The sequence below is a fragment of the Lactobacillus sp. CBA3606 genome, from assembly GCF_002970935.1.
Classification (GTDB): domain Bacteria; phylum Bacillota; class Bacilli; order Lactobacillales; family Lactobacillaceae; genus Lactiplantibacillus.
Genome location: NZ_CP027194.1, coordinates 1,638,913 through 1,657,176 on the forward strand (window position 1 = coordinate 1,638,913; position 18,264 = coordinate 1,657,176).

Here is an 18,264-nt window from a genome sequence, read left to right on the forward strand (position 1 = left end):
TCATTTATTCAAAAGTACGATGCCTCATTACCGAACAACAATCACAGAAACGGGGGCTTTTCGGGCTAACCGGGGACCAATGGCAGCCGTCATCTTCGCATGGGCAAATTCAGTATCGGCCCCTGCGACTAGTAAATCTGGCTTAAAATCAGGAATGACTTGATCCAAAATAACGTCATCCACATCGCCACCTTCGTAAACTAGCGGTTCGACATTTTGAACCCCACGTTCGGTGGCAAGCTTGACGTAATCTTGAACAACTTGCGTCACATGATTCCGTTTCGCCTGTAATTTCGACGGTGTCAACGAATCAAAGATATTAATATCTTCGCTCTCCAAGACTGACACAATCCCCAAAGTAACGTTATAATCACGAGCCAACGTCAGTGCGTAGCGAAAGGCGCGTTCAGAAGACGTCGTGTCATCCTCATCCACCGTCAATAAAATCCGCCGATAAACGAAGGGCTTATCAATCTCATTTTGATCCATTTACATGACCTCCTCATTAAGTTGGTACTGACCATCGCTATTATACCAGTTCCCCTACAGCAACGTGGGACAAATGATCGTTTTTTCAGGTTGAGCTAATGCTTCACTGGTAACGCCGCCAAAGTCTGCTTTAGCCAATCAACATAGTAAGTTTCACGACCAATCGCATGTTGCAAAATCAAATAATGACCATATGTCGTGGTTTGCGGCCGGCCTTTAAAAACCGTCGTTAGGCGCGCCTGCAAGTGCATTAATTTTGTTTGATGTAACTGTAATTGTTCCGTTAGCATTTCTGGCAAACGTGGGTCACGATTCGTTTGGATGAAATATAGTTTTAAAATGAACTCATCCTTGGTCGCCGTTAAATCGGGGGTACCTACACTAATCCACTCCCGTAACCAGGCCAAGCCAGTCGGCGTAATATGATAGAGCTTTTTCTCTAATTTCTCACCACTGATTGTGATTTCATGTGTAATGGCTCCTTGGGTTTCAAGCCGTTTTAGCTGCGGATAAATTTGACTATGCTGTGCTTGCCAAAACTCACCGATTTCGTGATCAAAAGCTTTCGTTAAATCATACCCAGTCAGCGGTTGTTGATTTAATAGTCCCAGAATAATAAATTGTAATTTGTTTTTTTGCGCCATTTGGTAGGACCCCCTTGACGAATCTTTAACTTAAGTATACACTAGCTTTGTTATTTAAAACATGTAATTTATAACACGTTTTAATTTACTTAATTTTACTTTTGAAAGGATCTTTAATAATGACCAAAACATTTAAAACTTTAGCTGACTTTTTAGGTACCCATTTTATTTATACGTATGATAACGGTTGGGAATACGAATGGTATGCAAAGAACGATCACACCGTTGACTATCGCATCCATGGCGGCATGGTCGCTGGCCGCTGGGTCAAAGACCAAGCAGCCAATATCGTTATGTTAACTGACGGTATTTATAAAGTTGCTTGGACTGAACCAACCGGGACTGACGTTGCTTTGGACTTTTTACCAAACGAAAACAAAGTAAACGGGACTATTTTCTTCCCAAAATGGGTCCAAGAACATCCTGAAATCACGGTTACTTTCCAAAACGACCACATTGATGTTATGGAAGCTGCCCGTGAAAAGTATGCCACTTATCCTAAATTAGTCGTTCCCGAATTCGCCACTATTACTTATATGGGTGATGCTGGACAAGATAACGATGACGTCATTAGCGAAGCCCCTTACGCCGGCCTGCCTGACGATATTCGTAATGGCAACTATTTTGACGAAACTTATCACCGGCTAAACAACTAATGTTTCACGTGAAACATTACGGTGCGTAACATAAAAAGAATAGTCGCTTCAAGAATTTTTACAACTAATTCTTGAAGCGACTATTTAGTATCTGCTATTAGGTTACCAAAAATCAGGCTACGCGTATTAATCCAAGTTTAACGCCACATATTGTTCGGTATGTGTATCTCTTAACGTGTAGTTTGGCGGCAAGGCATCCCGGTCAGCCTTAACGATTTGAAATCCAACCCGTGCATAGAACCGTAGGGCCGCTTCGTTAGCCATTACACACTTTAAGGTCACTGGTTCAGTCGCATATTGTCGCATTTCAGTCAGCAAATTTTCACCAACACCTAATTGACGAAAAGCTGGGTCAACAAATAAGAGATGAATAAAATTAGCTAACCGATAAAGCGAACAAAAGCCCGCTCTTTGCCCATCAATCCACGCCACCAAAACAAATTCACCGCGACTATCTTGGTCAAAATCTTGTAGTCGTGGATTCGTCACCCATGGAAAGTCCTGCTGACGATCAACCAAATAAATTTGTGCTAAAGCGGCACGGTCAGCTTGCGTTGCAGTTTTAATTTGAATCACTGCCATCGTTTTCATCCTCTCCCCCATAATTTATTTTATTATGCGGGTCTTTGTAACAGAATACAACCAAACTAATAACATCAAGCAACGTTAAGCCTTAATTTCACGCAATCAATGATTGTTTTTTTAATATTTGAACCTGACAAAACTAGCTTTCACCCTCGGACTAGCGGTATAATACAGTCTAAATCTTTCACCCTGAAAGTAGGAGAAAAATGAGAACAGCAATTGTGACCGATAGTGCCAGTTATTTATCAGCTGCGGATATCAAAAAATATAATATCCACGTCGTACCAATTACCGTGATCTTCGGTAAACAAACTTATTTAGAAAATGTTGAAATGACGACTAAAGAATTCTATGAACGGATGCGTACGGCTCCCGAACTGCCAACCACCACCCAGGTCACGTTGGGGCAAATGCAACAAATGTATGACCAATTAGCTGCGGAAGGCTACGATAATGTCATTAGTATTCATCTGTCTTCCGGTATTACCAGCTTTATCACCAACCTTGAAAGCTATCTGCCTAACGTCACCAACATCAAAGTCTATCCATTTGATTCTTTGATTACGGCGGCTGGCGAAGCTTACATGGCACTTTTAGCGGCTAAATTAGTGGCAGCTGGTCAGACACCAGCCCAAGTCATTGAACAACTGCACCAACTCCGTGAGACAACTGAAGTTTACTTTGTGGTCGATAACCTCAGTCACCTCGTCCGGACCGGTCGGTTATCCAACGCTTCCGGCTTGGTTGGGAACCTCTTACGGATTAAACCCGTACTAACCTTTGAGGATGGCAAAATTGTAGCGATTGAAAAAGAACGCACGATGCGCCGCGCCTACCAAGCCATTAAGGCCAAGTTAGCCGCTGCCATTGCAGCGGCCGATTACCCTTTACGCGTGACAATTGAGAATGGCAACAATCCCAAGTTACAAGCAGAGTGGACCGCCGATTTGATCAAAAGCTTTCCTGATTTAACAATCGACGAAGGCGAAATTGGCCCGGTAGTCGGCGTGCATGTTGGTGAAGGCGTGATGGGCTTGATTTGGGCAAAAGATTGGGAAAAATGGCCCGATTGACCGAATTAATTTTCAATAGCTACGCACAAAATTAAAGTTCAATAATTGTAAAGGTGAGCTTGAACAACACCCAGGCTCGCCTTTTGCATCCTATAAGATTTAGCAGTTGCATTAGCCTGACATTTCACTAAGCATAATAGATACGAACTTAGCCCTATAGTCATAAGATTGTTTACGAGTAATTACGACAACTCAGGGTAATCAAAAAGCGCCATAACCTGCTTTGGGTTAGCGACGCTCATCTTAATTCGTAAAAAGCCATTATTTTTTGGCTTTTTTCTTTTTACCTTTTGGCTTACCCGTTTCGGCCGTTGGCGCTTGCTTAAGCACTAACTTCCGTACCTTTTTAAGTAGCTTCTTTTGATTCGTTGCATCGAGCTGCTCCCATAATGTAACCAATTCAGGCGTCATTTGCTTCGGCCCTGATGCCACAGTAACAGTGCCCAACAACCACTCAGGCGTGACTGACAGCGCTTGCGCTAACGCCGTGACCTTATCTTGTTTCGCCACGTATTTACTACTTAACCACTGACTGATGGAAGACCGCCCAATCCCAGTCGCTTTGGCTAATTGTGCCGATGTCATTTGGGCCTGCTGCATCGCTGTTTTTAATCGTTCAGCAAATAAACTCATTCAGAATTACCTCCAATCTTAGTTTCCTTTGGTACTATCAATTAAGTGAACTTGCCATCAGTTTAGCCTTGTTAGTGCGGAAATTCAATGCTAACCAACTAATTGTTTACTTTTCTAAACTATTTCAGTTTCATTTATTTAAGTTCGGCTAAAAAAATGAACCCAGGATAACTCCCAGGTTCACCGTTTACTTTAATAACCGATAGCATTAACATTATGTCGTTTCGTCGTACTGGTGTCCCAAATGGGCACTTTAACCACGCCCAAAACTTTATTCGCTGGGACAAAGCCCCAATACCGACTATCATTTGAGACTGAACGATGATCGCCGAGAACAAAATACGAATTTTTTGGCACTTTGGTTGCAGGAATGGCCCAACTATTCTTATTCGAAATCGAAGCCAAACTCCAATTCCCGGTCCCCTGTGTCCGCTCAAACTGACTAATAAACCCTTGTTTAACGACATGCCCATTGACGTAAACTTTCCCATCTTTAGAACTAACAGTATCACCGGGCATCCCAATCACACGTTTCACATACTTAACCGTCTTCGATGAGGCATCGGGATCTACTTTATAAGCATTAAAGACAATGACACTCAGATGCCGAATTTTAGCCGTTTTCACAACTGCCACCCGCTCATTATTTTCGAGATTTGGCTCCATAGATGGCCCATCGACCCGCACCATCGTGAACACAAAATGGCGAATGACCATTGCAATCAGTAATCCCACTACAATTGGCAATATCCAGCTCATGATATTTTTGAAAGTTTTCATTAACACTGCTCCCTTATCCCCGCCTTAAATACTTTTAACAAGTATAATCCAATTATAGAAGCTTGTCCGTTAATCTCTAATGCTTTTTACAAATTATAAAGAACCGCATGCCCCTAACTGTGGGTTGTGATGCCGGTCCCAACATCAGTCTGCCAATTTTCTGAAAAAAAAGAGCTTGGATTTTCTCCAAGCTCAAGTTCGTTATTTAATTGTGAAAATCAATTAATTCGCAACTTTAGCAATCCGACCCTGTTGAATGTAAACACTCAAAATCGCAATATCAGCGGGATTAACCCCACTGATTCGTGAAGCCTGTGCAATCGTCGTTGGTTGGATTTTCTTCAACTTTTGATGTGCTTCTGTTGCTAACCCATCAATGGCATCATAATCAATCCGGTCTGGAATCTTTTTAGCTTCTAGCTTTTTCAAGCGATCAACCTGTTCCTCGGCCTTCTTAATGTACCCTGCATATTTGATTTGAATCTCAACTTGTTCAATAATATGCCGTTCTAAAGGTGTTTCAGGCGCTGGAATAAAGGTCATCAAATCCGCATAACTAACTTCTGGTCGTTTCAAGAAATCAGCCGCTAATACGCCATCCTTTAATTCACCTGAATGATGTTCCCGTAAAAATTGATTAACGGCCGCATTTGGTTTGATTCTGATTTTGCCTAAACGGTCAAGTTCGTTTTCAATTGCCGTTCGTTTGGCCTCAAAAGCGGCATAACGATCATCACTAATGAGCCCGAGTTCCCGACCTTTATCCGTTAACCGTAAATCAGCATTATCATGCCGCAAAATTAAGCGGTATTCGGCCCGACTAGTTAACAAGCGATAGGGTTCATTCGTGCCCTTAGTGACCAAGTCATCAATCATGACTCCGATATACGCATCACTGCGTTTCAAGGTCAATTGACCTCGGTCTAAAGCCCGTAACCCAGCATTAATCCCAGCAATCAATCCTTGACCAGCGGCTTCTTCATAGCCGGAAGTCCCATTGGTTTGACCAGCCGTATAAAGATTCTTAACCCGTTTCGTTTCTAATGTCGCCTTTAATTGATAAGGTGAGACCACATCATATTCAATGGCATAACCTGGCCGCATCATCTCAGCCGTTTCAAGACCCTTAATCGAATGCAGAATCCGTTGTTGCACTTCTTCTGGCATTGAGGTTGAGAGGCCTTGAACGTACCATTCATCCGTGTTGCGCCCTTCTGGTTCTAGGAACAATTGATGCCGTTTCTTGTCAGCGAAACGCACAATTTTATCCTCAATTGACGGACAATATCGGGGGCCAACACCTTCAATCACACCAGTAAACATTGGTGCTCGATCGAGATTTTCTCGGATAATACGATGTGTCGTTTCATTCGTATAAGTTAACCAACAAGAGAGTTGGTGCTTTAAGTCAATATAATCTTCATCTTTAGTCTCAAAACTAAAATGATGAGGATCGGCATCGCCAGGTTGTTCTTCAGTCACACCGTAATCGATGGTCGTCCCATCGACCCGCGGTGGTGTCCCGGTCTTGAAGCGTTCAAGATCAAAGCCCAGCCGTTTTAAATCTTCTGATAACTTCATGGCAGGTTGTGAATTATTAGGCCCAGATGAATACATCAATTCACCAATAATAATCTTGCCACGGGCAGCCGTTCCAGTCGTCAAAACCACACTCTTAGCCCGATAACGTGCCCCGGTATTGGTAATAACCCCTTCACAGACCCCGTCTTCAACGATTAAGCCATCAACAATACCTTGGCGTAGCGTCAAGTTGGGTTCCCGTTCAATGGTATGCTTCATTTCAGCATGATAAGCATGCTTATCCGCTTGGGCCCGCAAAGCACGAACTGCTGGGCCTTTACCGGTATTTAGCATCCGCATTTGAACATAAGTTTTATCGATGTTATGCCCCATTTCACCACCAAGGGCATCAATTTCACGCACGACGATGCCTTTAGCTGGACCACCAACGGACGGATTACAAGGCATGAACGCCACCATATCCAAGTTAATCGTCATTAAAAGGGTCCGATTACCCATCCGAGCAGCTGCTAATGCCGCTTCAGCACCCGCATGGCCGGCGCCAACGACGATAACATCATAGTCGCGGCCAGTATATTCCTTTACTTCTGTCATGATTATTCTTTTCCTCCGTACCGGCTACTTGCCTAAGCAGAACTGGCTAAATAATTGATCTAATAATTCATTTTCATAACTATCCCCGGTAATTTGACCGAGAAATTCCCAACAACGGGTCATATCAATCTGAACTAAGTCTACGGGCATCCCCGTGGCAATCCCAGTCTGAACGTCTTGCAAGGCTTGTTTGGCCTGATTTAACAACCCGATATGCCGGGCATTAGTGACCATGACCGTATTTTGACTACTTTCGATGCCTTCATGGAAGAACATCTTCGCAATCCGTTGTTCCAGCTCGTCAACGCCAGCTTGTTGCAGCACAGACATGTTTAACACGTCGCTTTCATCAACCACTTTTAATAAGGCCGTTTGGTCCAATTGGGCCGGTAAGTCAGTCTTATTCAAGATGACAATGCGTTTAGAATCAGCCGTGTCACGTAATAATTGCTCGTCTTCAGGTGTCAATGGTTGGCTATTGTCGAGGACTAACAAGACCAAGTCGGCAGCCCCAATCGCTTTCCGACTGCGTTCGACACCGATTTTTTCAACTTTATCATCCGTATCACGAATCCCAGCTGTATCGACTAGCTTCAACGGCACACCGCGCACATTGACGTATTCTTCAATCACATCACGCGTCGTCCCCGCGACATCCGTAACAATCGCTTTATCTTCGTGCAGTAAGTGGTTCAACAAACTCGACTTACCCACATTTGGCCGGCCGATAATTGCTGTTGCAAGCCCCTCACGCAAGACTTTACCTTGCTTCGCCGTGGCTAACAACTGGTCAATACTTTGGCCGACTTCGGTTGCTTTTTCTTTTAACATCTTAGTCGTCATCGCTTCAACTGCATCATATTCGGGATAATCAATATTCACTTCGACCTGCGCTAACACGTCTAAAATATCTTGTCGTAAGTGACGAATCAGCGTCGAAAGGTCGCCATCAAGCTGATTTAGTGCCACTTTCATGGACTTATCCGTCTTCGCTCGAATCAAATCCATCACGGCTTCAGCCTGTGACAAGTCCAACCGACCGTTAAGAAAGGCCCGTTTGGTAAATTCACCCGGTTCAGCCATCCGCGCCCCATGACTTAAAATCAATTGTAAAATCTCGTTGGTCGCAACTAAGCCACCATGACAGTTAATTTCAATCACATCTTCACGTGTATACGTCTTCGGTGCTCGCATCACGGAAGCCATGACTTCATCAATTTCTTGATGGGTTTCTGGGTCAATAATATGCCCATAATTAATCGTGTGGGTGTGGACCTGACTAAGATCCTTGCCCTTAAAAATCTGAGCAATGACGTCTAAGGTCTGATCACCGCTCACGCGAATAATCGAAATGCCCCCTTCACCAGGTGGCGTTGAAATTGCTGCGATTGTATCAAATTCTGTGGTTACTGCCATACCTTCAGGTCCTTTCTAAACGTGTTTGGAACGCTTTACCATCTCAAATACCATACCAAATTTCACTTACAATTAGTTAACAATATGTCCTAAAATGCAGAAAAAAAGTGCCTAGTCCACGCCACCTTAAAGCGTGGATAAAGCACTTTGACTACTTTATCTAAAAGATAAGAATGATTAATACCTATACTATAATAGCTCATTTGCGGTTTGTCAAACGCCTGTTTGCATCCGCAAATGGCCCTACTTCCGAATCGCTACAACCACGGCCCGGTGCGGATCACGGCCCGCTGAAAAAGTGGTGACGTGATGATTATCGGCTAATTCCGCATGAATGAGTTTCCGTTCAAAGGATGGCATCGGATCTAAGAAAACTTGTTTGCCGGTCGCAATAACTTCACGCGCCGTATTTTCAGCTAACCGCTGCAAGGTCTCTGCGCGCCGTTCACGATAATCGTCAACATCTAAGCTCACATTAACGTGGGAAGCCCCGTGATGATTCATGTAGACTTGGGCTAAATCTTGTAACGCATTAATCGTCCGACCGTGTTTCCCAATCAACAAGCCTTGCTTCGCTGTATCAAAATTCAAAAGCGCATACCGATTACCAAAATCAACATCTAAGTCTGCCGTAATCCCTAATTGTTTCACAATTTTTAATAAGTACGCACTCAAATCACGTACCGCCTGCTCATTAGCCGCCTGCCGGGCTGCAATTTGGGCCGGGGTCTTTACCGGCATTACCGACTTTACCGGTGCTGGTTGCGCTCGGGCGACCACCGGTTTAGGCTTGGGTGTTGGTGTTTTAGCTTTAGTCACCACTGGCGCTACTGGCACCACCGGCTTAGCCACTGGCTTTACTGGTGCTTTAGCTTGCACTGGCTTTTTCGCTGGCATCTTGGTGACCGCGGGCTTAGGTGCCGCTTGGGGCTTCACGGTTAACCGAACTTGGGCTGCTTGCTTGCCGATGCCCAAAAAGCCCTTCTTAGGCGCCGTTACCAGTTCAATAGTGACTTGATCACGCGTCCGTGCCAGTTGTTTTAAACCAGCTGCGACCGCGTCCTCGACGGTATTACCTTCAAATACTGTCATACGATTTCCTCCTCGATAAAAATACCTGCATTCATTATAGCATTCTCATCTCCAACTCGTGTCACTTCAAGTTAATTGCCCGAATTGCCATTGCATTTGTTATTTTGACCATTTGGTAAAAATACGCATTTAATCGTCAAAAAACTTACAAAAAAAGACCCACCAATCGGCAGGTCCAACTTACATTTAACGTTTATGATTCCGAATTGCCCGTTTTCTAGCTTTTTCAAGCGCTTGTGTCCGCTCGCGTTCTTTTTGCTTCTTCGCCGCCCGTTCACGATTAATCTTGAAGGGGTTTTGGAGTAACAACGTTTGACCAACTTGGAACGCATTAGAAATCACCCAGTATAACGACAACGCTGATGGCACATTGATAGCTGTAATTAAGATCACTAACGGCATCAAGTATGTCATCGACGTGGTCATACCATTCTGTTCTGGTTGTGACTTCATTGACAACCATGAACTAGCGAACGTAAAGAGCGCCGCTAAGATTGGTAAGATATAATATGGGTCTTTGCTCCCAAGTTGTAACCATAAGAACGTCCCGCTCTTCAAGACTTGTGTCCGCCAAATGGCTTGATACAAGGCAATCAGAACCGGCATTTGCACTAGTAACGGCAACATGCTGGCCATCGGATGGACCCCATACTTTGAATAGAGCTTCTTCATCTCGGCCTGGAGCTTTTGCTGAGTTTCCATATCGCGTGATGAGTATTGCTTTTGCAGCGCCTTCATCTGCGGTTGAATCTCTTGCATGGCAACCATGCTACGAGTTTGGAAGACCATCAATGGTAGGATCACAATCCGAATAATAATGGTAAAGGCAATAATCCCTAAACCATAACTATGACCGAACAACTGTGATAGCCAAATAATCGCCCGTGAGAAGTTCAAGATGATCCAGCCATCCCAAAATCCAGTGCTCTTATCCGTAATCGGCGTATTGCTACACCCCGATAAAACCAGCACTAGTGCCAGTACGGCCAACATCGCCAGTATTTTTCTGTACTTTTTCAAACGAATGTCCTCACTTTAATCATTGTCCAGCAGGTGCGCTAGCTTTAGCGCATGGCTTAGATAAGCTTTGGTTTCGGCTTGCGACTTGCCGGCAACGGCTGGTCGGGCAATGACGAGGAAGTCCGCATCTTGTTTAAGTTGCGGCTTTAACTCGGTAATTGATTGCCGAATCCGGCGTTTCACCCAATTACGAGCAACGGCGTTTCCAATCTTTTTACCGACTGAAATGCCGACCCGAAAATGTGGCTGCTCCGGTTTCTCCAAAACGTAAATGACAAATTGACGATTGGCATACGAGTTGCGGGTCTCAAAAACTTGCTGAAACTCAGTTTCTTTTTTTACCCGATATGATTTTCGCATAATCCATCTCCATGTGTGCGCTCAAGCTCACCTGAGCGAATTGCTACACAACTTTACAGTCCTGAACCTAAGCGCGGTTCAGGACTGTAAAGAAAAAGCCACTGATTATCAGTGGCCTATGCAGACAATACTTTTCTGCCTCGTTGACGTCGACGAGCTAACACTTTACGACCACTGCTAGTGCTCATGCGTTTGCGGAAACCGTGCACGCGTTGACGATGACGTTTCTTTGGTTGGTAAGTTCTTTTCATTACAAATCCTCCTTCAATCTAATGACATGAATCAAGTCGATTAAGTCGTTATTTTCAAAACGCAGTCTATATCTAAATGCATTTCCTGAATACTATAGCATAAATAACCTTATTTGAAAACCACTATCTTGTTTTTATCCTTTTACGACCGGCTTGCTGGTCGCAAAGCACACCTTGAGTTTACCCATTTTAGCCTGTTACCACTGATCTCAAATTTGGTGCAAAACACTTGTGGATGAACCAGCTGCCATTTTTCTTGTCCCCAGTTTATGCACCGACTTGTCGACAAATTCACGGGGTGTGCATTGGTTTTCCACAGGCCCATTCTTACATGTGTATAACTCCAACAAACGTTGTTATAATCACCTTAGTTTCAAACACATTTCTGTGGACAACTGCCGACTTTTTAAAAACAATGCCTTTTTTAGACAGCTTGTGCATAACTTTAAAAACAGGGTGTGATTTATTTTAACAACTCACGCACCCCCTGTGGAAAACTCACGATGTTCATGCTAGAATAGAATTACGTTTTTTAAGAAAAGGGGTATCCACGTGCTGGAACGTAATGACTTATGGAATATCATTAAGTTCTCCCTGAAAAGTGATCTTTCATCGATGACCTTTCAGACGTTTGTCGAACCGGCGAAACCACTCCAGCTCAATAATTCGCAGATGACGATTGAAGTCCCCACAAAACTTCATCGTGATTATTGGGAAAATAACTTGGCAGCTAAATTTTCAGATTATGCCTTCCAAGCAACTAATGAGCAGATTACGCCGGTGATGATAACCGAGGAAGAACGTCAGCAGCTTACGAAAAAATCGCAAGCGACTACTACCGGTAACGTTGCTAGTGACGCACCTGTCACCGCAACTACCCCCACATTTATGCGGGAAACGAAACTCAACCCGAAATATACATTTGACAGCTTCGTCATTGGTAAGGGGAACCAAATGGCCCATGCCGCGGCCTTGGTGGTCTCTGAAGAACCTGGTAATATGTATAATCCGTTGTTTTTCTATGGGGGTGTTGGGTTAGGCAAAACCCATTTAATGCACGCTATCGGTAACAAATTACTCGAGTCAAATCCTAATAGCAAGGTTAAGTATGTCACGAGTGAGGCGTTTACCAACAACTTGATTAATTCCATTCAAACTGGAACACAAGAATCATTTCGCGAAGAATATCGGAGTGTTGATTTACTACTCGTTGATGATATTCAATTCTTCGCTAATAAGGAAGCCACACAAGAAGAATTCTTCCATACATTTAATGCGTTATATGAAGATGACAAGCAAATTGTGTTAACTTCTGATCGTTTGCCTAATGAAATTCCTAAATTACAAGATCGCTTAGTTTCTCGGTTTAAATGGGGCTTATCCGTTGATATCACCCCGCCTGACCTCGAAACACGAATTGCCATTTTAAGGAATAAGGCCGATTTAGAAGGCATCAATATTCCGGATGATACGCTCAGCTACATTGCCGGGCAGATTGACTCTAATGTCCGCGAGCTCGAGGGGGCTTTAGCCCGTGTTCAAGCTTATTCGCAACTAAACCAGTCCCCAATTACGACCAGTCTAGTTGCCGATGCGCTCAAAAGTCTCAACCTTAGTAGTAAGCTATCCGAAGTTTCAATTCCCATTATTCAGGAAAAAGTGGCTAAATATTATCACGTCACGATGACGGAGCTAAAAGGTAAGAAGCGTAACAAGCAAATTGTGACGCCGCGCCAAATTGCGATGTATTTATCCCGTGAATTAACGGATAGTTCCCTTCCCCGGATTGGTAATGAGTTCGGTGGCAAGGACCATACGACCGTGATTCATGCTTATGATAAAATTGCGGCTGCCTTAAAAACTGATCCTGATTTGCAACAAGCCATCGGTGATCTCAAAAGTCAGCTAAATGGCTAGTGTGGATAAACTCAGTTAAGTCAAAAAGTTTTCCACAGCTTATGCACATGTGGAAAACTCGATTGTTACAAGGGTTCTGCCTATGTTTCCACAGTATCCACTGCTCTACTAGTACTACTATCTTTTATTACTAATCTATATTAAACCCGCATCAGCAAAGAAGAGAGGATTTATTATGAAGTTCACGATTAATCGATCGGCCTTTATTAAAGAATTAAACAATGTTCAACGTGCCATCTCATCAAAAACTACGATTCCCATTTTAACGGGCCTAAAATTAGACGTTGCTACCGAAGCCATTACCTTAACTGGGAGTGACGCCGATATTTCAATCGAAACCACGATTCCAGCCAATGATGATAACAATACGTTAGTCGTTGAAGAAGCTGGTTCAATCGTTTTACCAGCCCGCTTTTTCAGTGAAATCGTTAAAAAATTACCTGAAACCACGATGACCGTGGCTGTTACGGAAGGCTTTCAAACGCAGATCACATCAGGCGCGGCGTCATTTACCATCAATGGCTTAGATCCTGATAACTACCCACATTTACCAGAAATTGATACGACCAATACGATTACGTTAGCCGGTGATGTCTTCAAAGAACTCATTGGTCAAACGGTTATTGCGGTTTCTAATCAAGAAAGTCGGCCGATTTTAACTGGGATTCACTTTATCTTAGCTGATGGTGAATTTTTGGCGGTTGCCACCGACTCACACCGTTTGAGCCAACGTAAAATCAAATTACCAGCAGCCAATAATGCCAATTATGACGTGATTATTCCTGGTAAAAGTTTAACTGAATTATCACGGATGATCGGCGATGATAACCCCGATGTGCAAATGCGGTTATCAGAAAACCAAGTGCTCTTCGTGCTTGGCAACACGGCGTTTTATTCCCGTTTATTGGAGGGTAATTACCCTGATACGTCACGGTTAATTCCAAAAGAATCAAATACGACGGTTGAAATTGAAGCGCCAGCGTTATCTGCCGCCATTGAACGGGCTTCTTTACTGTCACATGAAAGTCGCAATAACGTTGTCCGCCTTTCCGTTAATCCTAGTGATAAAACCATTACGATTTTTGGCAATTCACCCGATGTGGGGGAAGTCACGGAACAATTACAACCTGCTGAGTTAACGGGTGAAGAACTCGAAATTTCGTTTAATCCGGATTACATGAAAGAAGCGTTACACTCATTTGGTCAGGCCATGATCAAGATTTCATTCACAATGGCATTACGGCCCTTTACGTTAGTCCCAACTGAAGAAGGCGAAAACTTTATTCAATTGATTACGCCAGTTCGGACGTTCTAACTTGGCTGAATAAATATACAAAAGTAAGTTAAAGCACCCTAATTCGAGATGAATTGGGGTGCTTTTTTTAATCACTTGCAGTCAGCATAACTAGGTCAGAGCAAGGATAGCCCGCGATGAAACTTTTGAAGTTACGTTGTTTAAACCCTAAGTTGTTTTTATACAATTCCCATAAATTAGTTGCGCTAAGCGCCACTAAAGTAGCCCTGATCAACTAACCGTTAGTTTTAATCAACCCAATTATCCTGAATTTAACGGCTAAAAAAACAGTGATTTTGCGAAAATAAGCGATTTTTTCAAATCCTAGCAAATTTACCCCGGGGCTAGTACCCCGACATTAGTTTTACTTAAATCGGCTTAAAATGGCTCTGAACGCGGTTATAAATTGAATTTTGTGTGAAAAACAAGTATAATGTAACCTGTTGAAGAGTAGGCCAAAACCGGTAACGGTCAAGCTTGAAAGCTTGTGTTTGAAAGGTTAGGTAGGTGATAGTTATGAAAAAGCCAGTACAAATTGATACGCCTTTTATTACTTTAGGCCAATTATTAAAAGAAGAGGCCATCATCAGTTCCGGTGGTCAAGCCAAATGGTTCTTACAAGAAGTAGCTGTTTTGGTTAATGATGAACCCGATGATCGGCGTGGCCGTAAGTTGTATCCCGGTGACACGATTGACATTGCCGACAACGGGTTATTTTTTATACGCTCAAATCAGACAGAAACGACTGATTAGATGTACTTAGAGAATTTAGAACTACATGATTTTCGCAACTATCCGGATTTGGCAGTGAGCTTTAGTCCGAGTACAAACGTCTTATTAGGTGAAAATGCGCAAGGCAAGACAAACTTGTTAGAAGCGATTTATGTGTTGGCCTTAACACGCAGTCATCGAACCGCTAATGACAAAGAGCTCATTCGCTGGGAAACCACGACCGCCACTTTAAAGGGTCGGTTACATAAGACGACCGGTAGCTTACCACTAGAATTAGAACTGGGCCGGCGCGGCAAGCGGGCCAAAGTTAATCATTTAGAACAAGCAAAGTTATCGCAATATATTGGCAACTTGAATGTGATCGTCTTCGCGCCGGAGGATTTATCGATTGTAAAAGGAGCGCCGGCCATTCGCCGCCGATTTATGGATATGGAATTTGGACAGATGAGTCCGAAGTATCTTTATAATCTTAGCCAGTACCGCGCTATCTTGAAGCAACGTAATCAGTATTTACGGCAGTTACATCACCACCAAGCGAAAGATAAAGTTTATTTAGAAGTATTATCTGATCAGTTGGCTGCATTTGGAGCTGAAATTATTGCCAAGCGGCTAGAATTGTTAAAGCAACTAGAACGCTGGGCTCAGGTGGTCCATGCCGAAATCACTCAGGATCAAGAGCAACTGAGCTTTCATTACAAAACGCAGCTTGAAGCTACGTTGACGACCGTTGAACAGCTCTATCCGGCGTTGCAGCAACTGTATGCCCAACAACAAGCTAAAGAAATCTTTCAAGGGACGACGTTGCTAGGGCCTCATCGAGACGATTTGCAGTTTAGTGTGAACGGCAAAAACGTGCAGACTTTTGGCTCGCAAGGTCAGCAACGGACGACTGCGTTATCAGTGAAGTTAGCTGAAATTGATCTGATGAAGGCTGAGACCGGTGAGTATCCGGTTTTGTTATTGGACGATGTTTTATCAGAATTAGATGCGGCACGGCAGACCCATTTGCTAACCGCTATCCAAGATAAGGTACAAACTTTTTTGACCACGCCGAGTTTGGATGGCGTGGCCCGTAAATTAATTAAGCAACCCAAAGTATTTGAAGTTAGCCATGGCATTTTACATGAGGAGGAACCGCATTGACCGAAAATGAAAAAGAAACCAAACTTGAACGTGCTCGTGAATATGATGCGAGCCAGATTCAGGTCTTGGAAGGTCTTGAAGCTGTCCGGAAACGGCCAGGGATGTATATTGGGACGACAAGTAGTCAAGGTCTCCATCATCTCGTTTGGGAAATCGTGGATAACGGGATTGATGAAGCCTTAGCGGGTTTTGCCAACGAAATCCATGTGACCGTTGAAAAAGATAATAGTGTCACGGTGACCGATAATGGTCGGGGAATTCCAGTTGATATCCAAAAGAAAACGGGTAAGCCGGCCTTGGAAACGGTCTTCACGATTTTACATGCCGGTGGTAAATTCGGCGGTGGTGGATACAAAGTTTCCGGTGGCCTGCATGGGGTCGGGGCTTCCGTTGTGAATGCCTTGTCTTCAGAACTCGATGTTAAGGTTATTCGGAATGGCAAAGTCTATGGCATGGACTTTGCGCGTGGTAAGGTTCAAACCGCCATGCGCGTCGTTGATACCGCACCAGCGGATGCCCATGGGACAATCGTCCACTTTTTACCAGATGCTGATATATTCCGTGAAACAACGGAATATGATATTAGTATTTTAACGACACGGATTCGGGAATTAGCCTTTTTAAATAAAGGATTACAGATTACGATTCGCGACGAACGCCCGGAAAAACCTACGGAACAAGATTTCTTGTATGAAGGCGGGATTCGGCATTACGTTGAATACTTGGATAAGAATAAAACAGTGTTGTTCCCCGAACCAATTTACGTGGAAGGGGCGCAAAACGGTATTACCGTGGAAGTGGCCTTACAGTATACGGATGACTATCACAGCAATTTAATGACCTTCACGAATAATATCCACACCTATGAAGGTGGGACGCATGAAGAAGGCTTTAAACGGGCCTTAACGCGGGTTATTAACGACTATGCGCGGAAGAATAACTTGCTAAAAGATAACGAAGCTAACCTGTCAGGGGAAGATGTTCGTGAAGGTATGACCGCTGTTGTTAGTGTTAAGCATCCGGACCCACAATTTGAAGGTCAAACGAAAACAAAATTAGGAAATTCAGATGCGCGGGCCGCCGTTGATCGGTTGTTCTCAGAACATTTCAATAAATACTTGATGGAAAACCCTAGTATCGGGCGTAAAGTCGTGGATAAGGGGTTACTAGCCTCTAAAGCTCGGGTTGCCGCCAAACGAGCGCGGGAAGTCACGCGGAAAAAGAGTGGGTTAGAAATCAGTAATTTACCTGGTAAATTAGCTGACAACTCAAGTAAAGATCCTAAGATTAGTGAATTATTCATTGTCGAAGGGGATTCCGCCGGTGGCTCTGCTAAGCAAGGTCGCTCACGGTTGACGCAAGCGATTTTACCAATTCGGGGTAAAATTTTAAACGTTGAAAAGGCTAGCATTGATAAGATTTTAGCCAATGAAGAAATTCGGTCCTTATTTACTGCGATGGGTACTGGTTTTGGTGGCGACTTTGATCTAAGCAAGGCCAACTATCATAAATTAATTATCATGACCGATGCCGATGTCGATGGTGCCCATATTCGGACACTGTTACTAACGTTGTTCTACCGCTATATGCGGCCATTAGTTGACGCTGGCTTCGTCTACATTGCGCAACCACCATTGTATCAAGTCCGCCAAGGTAAATTTGTGCGGTATATTGATTCAGATGAAGAGTTGAGTGAAGTCATGGGACAATTAGCGCCATCACCAAAACCCGTTGTGCAACGGTACAAAGGGTTAGGGGAAATGGATGCTGAACAGCTGTGGGAAACGACGATGGACCCAGAAAAGCGGCGCTTACTGCGAGTACGCGATGAAGATGCAGCCGATGCGGATGGCGTCTTCTCAATGCTCATGGGTGACCATGTCCAACCACGGCGTGAATTTATTGAAGATAACGCGAAGTTCGTCCAAGATTTGGACGTTTAAGCGAACCGTTAATTGCCCGGGAAATAATTGGCAAGCGTAGATGAAGGAGGATGAAAGATTTGGCTGAAGCAGAATTACCAAATCGGATAACCGATGTGAA

Annotated in this window: 18 protein-coding genes; 7 read left to right on the forward strand and 11 right to left on the reverse strand. The window is 43.7% G+C overall.

The window, feature by feature from the left end; translation table 11 throughout:
* Window positions 1-27: 27 nt before the first annotated feature.
* A complete protein-coding gene (locus tag C5Z26_RS08060; RefSeq protein WP_105449455.1) occupies window positions 28-489 on the reverse strand; it encodes a universal stress protein in 462 nt (153 codons plus the stop codon).
* A 95-nt stretch (window positions 490-584) separates the two neighbouring features.
* Complete coding sequence (locus tag C5Z26_RS08065; RefSeq protein ID WP_105449456.1) at window positions 585-1,133, reverse strand: PadR family transcriptional regulator; 549 nt, start codon at window positions 1,131-1,133, stop codon at window positions 585-587.
* A gap of 119 nt (window positions 1,134-1,252) precedes the next feature.
* Between C5Z26_RS08065 and C5Z26_RS08070 the strand changes: the two genes are divergently transcribed.
* A complete protein-coding gene (locus C5Z26_RS08070; RefSeq protein ID WP_105449457.1) occupies window positions 1,253-1,789 on the forward strand; it encodes a phenolic acid decarboxylase in 537 nt (178 codons plus the stop codon).
* Window positions 1,790-1,915: 126 nt separating this feature from the next.
* On the opposite strand, the gene C5Z26_RS08075 is transcribed toward C5Z26_RS08070, so the two are convergent.
* Complete coding sequence (locus C5Z26_RS08075) at window positions 1,916-2,380, reverse strand: GNAT family N-acetyltransferase (protein WP_234005660.1); 465 nt, start codon at window positions 2,378-2,380, stop codon at window positions 1,916-1,918.
* Window positions 2,381-2,580: 200 nt separating this feature from the next.
* Here C5Z26_RS08075 and C5Z26_RS08080 point away from each other — a divergent pair, with 200 nt between their 5' ends.
* On the forward strand, window positions 2,581-3,447 hold the full coding sequence (locus tag C5Z26_RS08080) for a DegV family protein (RefSeq protein ID WP_105449458.1): 867 nt from the start codon (window positions 2,581-2,583) through the stop codon (window positions 3,445-3,447).
* 261 nt (window positions 3,448-3,708) lie between these two features.
* On the opposite strand, the gene C5Z26_RS08085 is transcribed toward C5Z26_RS08080, so the two are convergent.
* The 8 genes from C5Z26_RS08085 to rpmH form a co-directional block, all read right to left on the reverse strand.
* Entirely contained in the window at window positions 3,709-4,080 is a 372-nt protein-coding gene (locus C5Z26_RS08085) for a helix-turn-helix domain-containing protein (RefSeq protein WP_105449459.1), read from the reverse strand.
* A gap of 192 nt (window positions 4,081-4,272) precedes the next feature.
* Window positions 4,273-4,860, reverse strand: a complete 588-nt coding sequence (lepB, locus tag C5Z26_RS08090) for a signal peptidase I (RefSeq protein WP_105449460.1) — start codon at window positions 4,858-4,860, stop codon at window positions 4,273-4,275.
* A gap of 222 nt (window positions 4,861-5,082) precedes the next feature.
* Complete coding sequence (mnmG, locus tag C5Z26_RS08095) at window positions 5,083-6,996, reverse strand: tRNA uridine-5-carboxymethylaminomethyl(34) synthesis enzyme MnmG (RefSeq protein ID WP_105449461.1); 1,914 nt, start codon at window positions 6,994-6,996, stop codon at window positions 5,083-5,085.
* A gap of 24 nt (window positions 6,997-7,020) precedes the next feature.
* Complete coding sequence (gene mnmE, locus C5Z26_RS08100; protein ID WP_105449462.1) at window positions 7,021-8,412, reverse strand: tRNA uridine-5-carboxymethylaminomethyl(34) synthesis GTPase MnmE; 1,392 nt, start codon at window positions 8,410-8,412, stop codon at window positions 7,021-7,023.
* A 243-nt stretch (window positions 8,413-8,655) separates the two neighbouring features.
* A complete protein-coding gene (gene jag / locus C5Z26_RS08105; RefSeq protein WP_105449463.1) occupies window positions 8,656-9,504 on the reverse strand; it encodes an RNA-binding cell elongation regulator Jag/EloR in 849 nt (282 codons plus the stop codon).
* A 186-nt stretch (window positions 9,505-9,690) separates the two neighbouring features.
* On the reverse strand, window positions 9,691-10,524 hold the full coding sequence (yidC, locus tag C5Z26_RS08110; RefSeq protein ID WP_105449464.1) for a membrane protein insertase YidC: 834 nt from the start codon (window positions 10,522-10,524) through the stop codon (window positions 9,691-9,693).
* Window positions 10,525-10,539: 15 nt separating this feature from the next.
* Window positions 10,540-10,884 carry a ribonuclease P protein component gene (gene rnpA / locus C5Z26_RS08115; RefSeq protein ID WP_105449465.1) on the reverse strand — a complete coding sequence of 115 codons (345 nt, stop codon included), beginning with the start codon at window positions 10,882-10,884 and terminating at the stop codon, window positions 10,540-10,542.
* A gap of 116 nt (window positions 10,885-11,000) precedes the next feature.
* A complete protein-coding gene (rpmH, locus tag C5Z26_RS08120; protein ID WP_105449466.1) occupies window positions 11,001-11,135 on the reverse strand; it encodes a 50S ribosomal protein L34 in 135 nt (44 codons plus the stop codon).
* 552 nt (window positions 11,136-11,687) lie between these two features.
* Here rpmH and dnaA point away from each other — a divergent pair.
* From dnaA to gyrB, 5 genes are all read left to right on the forward strand, one after another.
* A complete protein-coding gene (gene dnaA, locus C5Z26_RS08125) occupies window positions 11,688-13,052 on the forward strand; it encodes a chromosomal replication initiator protein DnaA (RefSeq protein ID WP_105449467.1) in 1,365 nt (454 codons plus the stop codon).
* A gap of 175 nt (window positions 13,053-13,227) precedes the next feature.
* On the forward strand, window positions 13,228-14,367 hold the full coding sequence (dnaN, locus tag C5Z26_RS08130) for a DNA polymerase III subunit beta (RefSeq protein WP_105449468.1): 1,140 nt from the start codon (window positions 13,228-13,230) through the stop codon (window positions 14,365-14,367).
* 495 nt (window positions 14,368-14,862) lie between these two features.
* The gene (yaaA, locus tag C5Z26_RS08135) at window positions 14,863-15,099 is read left to right on the forward strand and encodes a S4 domain-containing protein YaaA (protein WP_105449469.1); all 237 of its coding nucleotides are present in this window, start codon (window positions 14,863-14,865) and stop codon (window positions 15,097-15,099) included.
* Window positions 15,100-16,221, forward strand: a complete 1,122-nt coding sequence (gene recF, locus C5Z26_RS08140) for a DNA replication/repair protein RecF (RefSeq protein ID WP_105449470.1) — start codon at window positions 15,100-15,102, stop codon at window positions 16,219-16,221.
* A complete protein-coding gene (gene gyrB, locus C5Z26_RS08145; protein ID WP_105449471.1) occupies window positions 16,218-18,164 on the forward strand; it encodes a DNA topoisomerase (ATP-hydrolyzing) subunit B in 1,947 nt (648 codons plus the stop codon). The genes recF and gyrB overlap by 4 nt, the downstream gene beginning before the upstream one ends.
* The last annotated feature ends 100 nt before the right edge of the window (window positions 18,165-18,264 follow it).

Coding starts and splice junctions, on each gene's coding strand:
- recF (WP_105449470.1), top strand. CDS start 15,100: ATGTACTTAGAGAATTTAGAACTACATGATTTTCGCAACTATCCGGAT.
- rnpA (WP_105449465.1), bottom strand. CDS start 10,884: ATGCGAAAATCATATCGGGTAAAAAAAGAAACTGAGTTTCAGCAAGTT.
- C5Z26_RS08085 (WP_105449459.1), bottom strand. CDS start 4,080: ATGAGTTTATTTGCTGAACGATTAAAAACAGCGATGCAGCAGGCCCAA.
- rpmH (WP_105449466.1), bottom strand. CDS start 11,135: ATGAAAAGAACTTACCAACCAAAGAAACGTCATCGTCAACGCGTGCAC.
- C5Z26_RS08065 (WP_105449456.1), bottom strand. CDS start 1,133: ATGGCGCAAAAAAACAAATTACAATTTATTATTCTGGGACTATTAAAT.
- dnaN (WP_105449468.1), top strand. CDS start 13,228: ATGAAGTTCACGATTAATCGATCGGCCTTTATTAAAGAATTAAACAAT.
- mnmE (WP_105449462.1), bottom strand. CDS start 8,412: ATGGCAGTAACCACAGAATTTGATACAATCGCAGCAATTTCAACGCCA.
- yaaA (WP_105449469.1), top strand. CDS start 14,863: ATGAAAAAGCCAGTACAAATTGATACGCCTTTTATTACTTTAGGCCAA.
- mnmG (WP_105449461.1), bottom strand. CDS start 6,996: ATGACAGAAGTAAAGGAATATACTGGCCGCGACTATGATGTTATCGTC.
- C5Z26_RS08080 (WP_105449458.1), top strand. CDS start 2,581: ATGAGAACAGCAATTGTGACCGATAGTGCCAGTTATTTATCAGCTGCG.
- lepB (WP_105449460.1), bottom strand. CDS start 4,860: ATGAAAACTTTCAAAAATATCATGAGCTGGATATTGCCAATTGTAGTG.
- C5Z26_RS08070 (WP_105449457.1), top strand. CDS start 1,253: ATGACCAAAACATTTAAAACTTTAGCTGACTTTTTAGGTACCCATTTT.
- C5Z26_RS08060 (WP_105449455.1), bottom strand. CDS start 489: ATGGATCAAAATGAGATTGATAAGCCCTTCGTTTATCGGCGGATTTTA.
- jag (WP_105449463.1), bottom strand. CDS start 9,504: ATGACAGTATTTGAAGGTAATACCGTCGAGGACGCGGTCGCAGCTGGT.
- C5Z26_RS08075 (WP_234005660.1), bottom strand. CDS start 2,380: ATGAAAACGATGGCAGTGATTCAAATTAAAACTGCAACGCAAGCTGAC.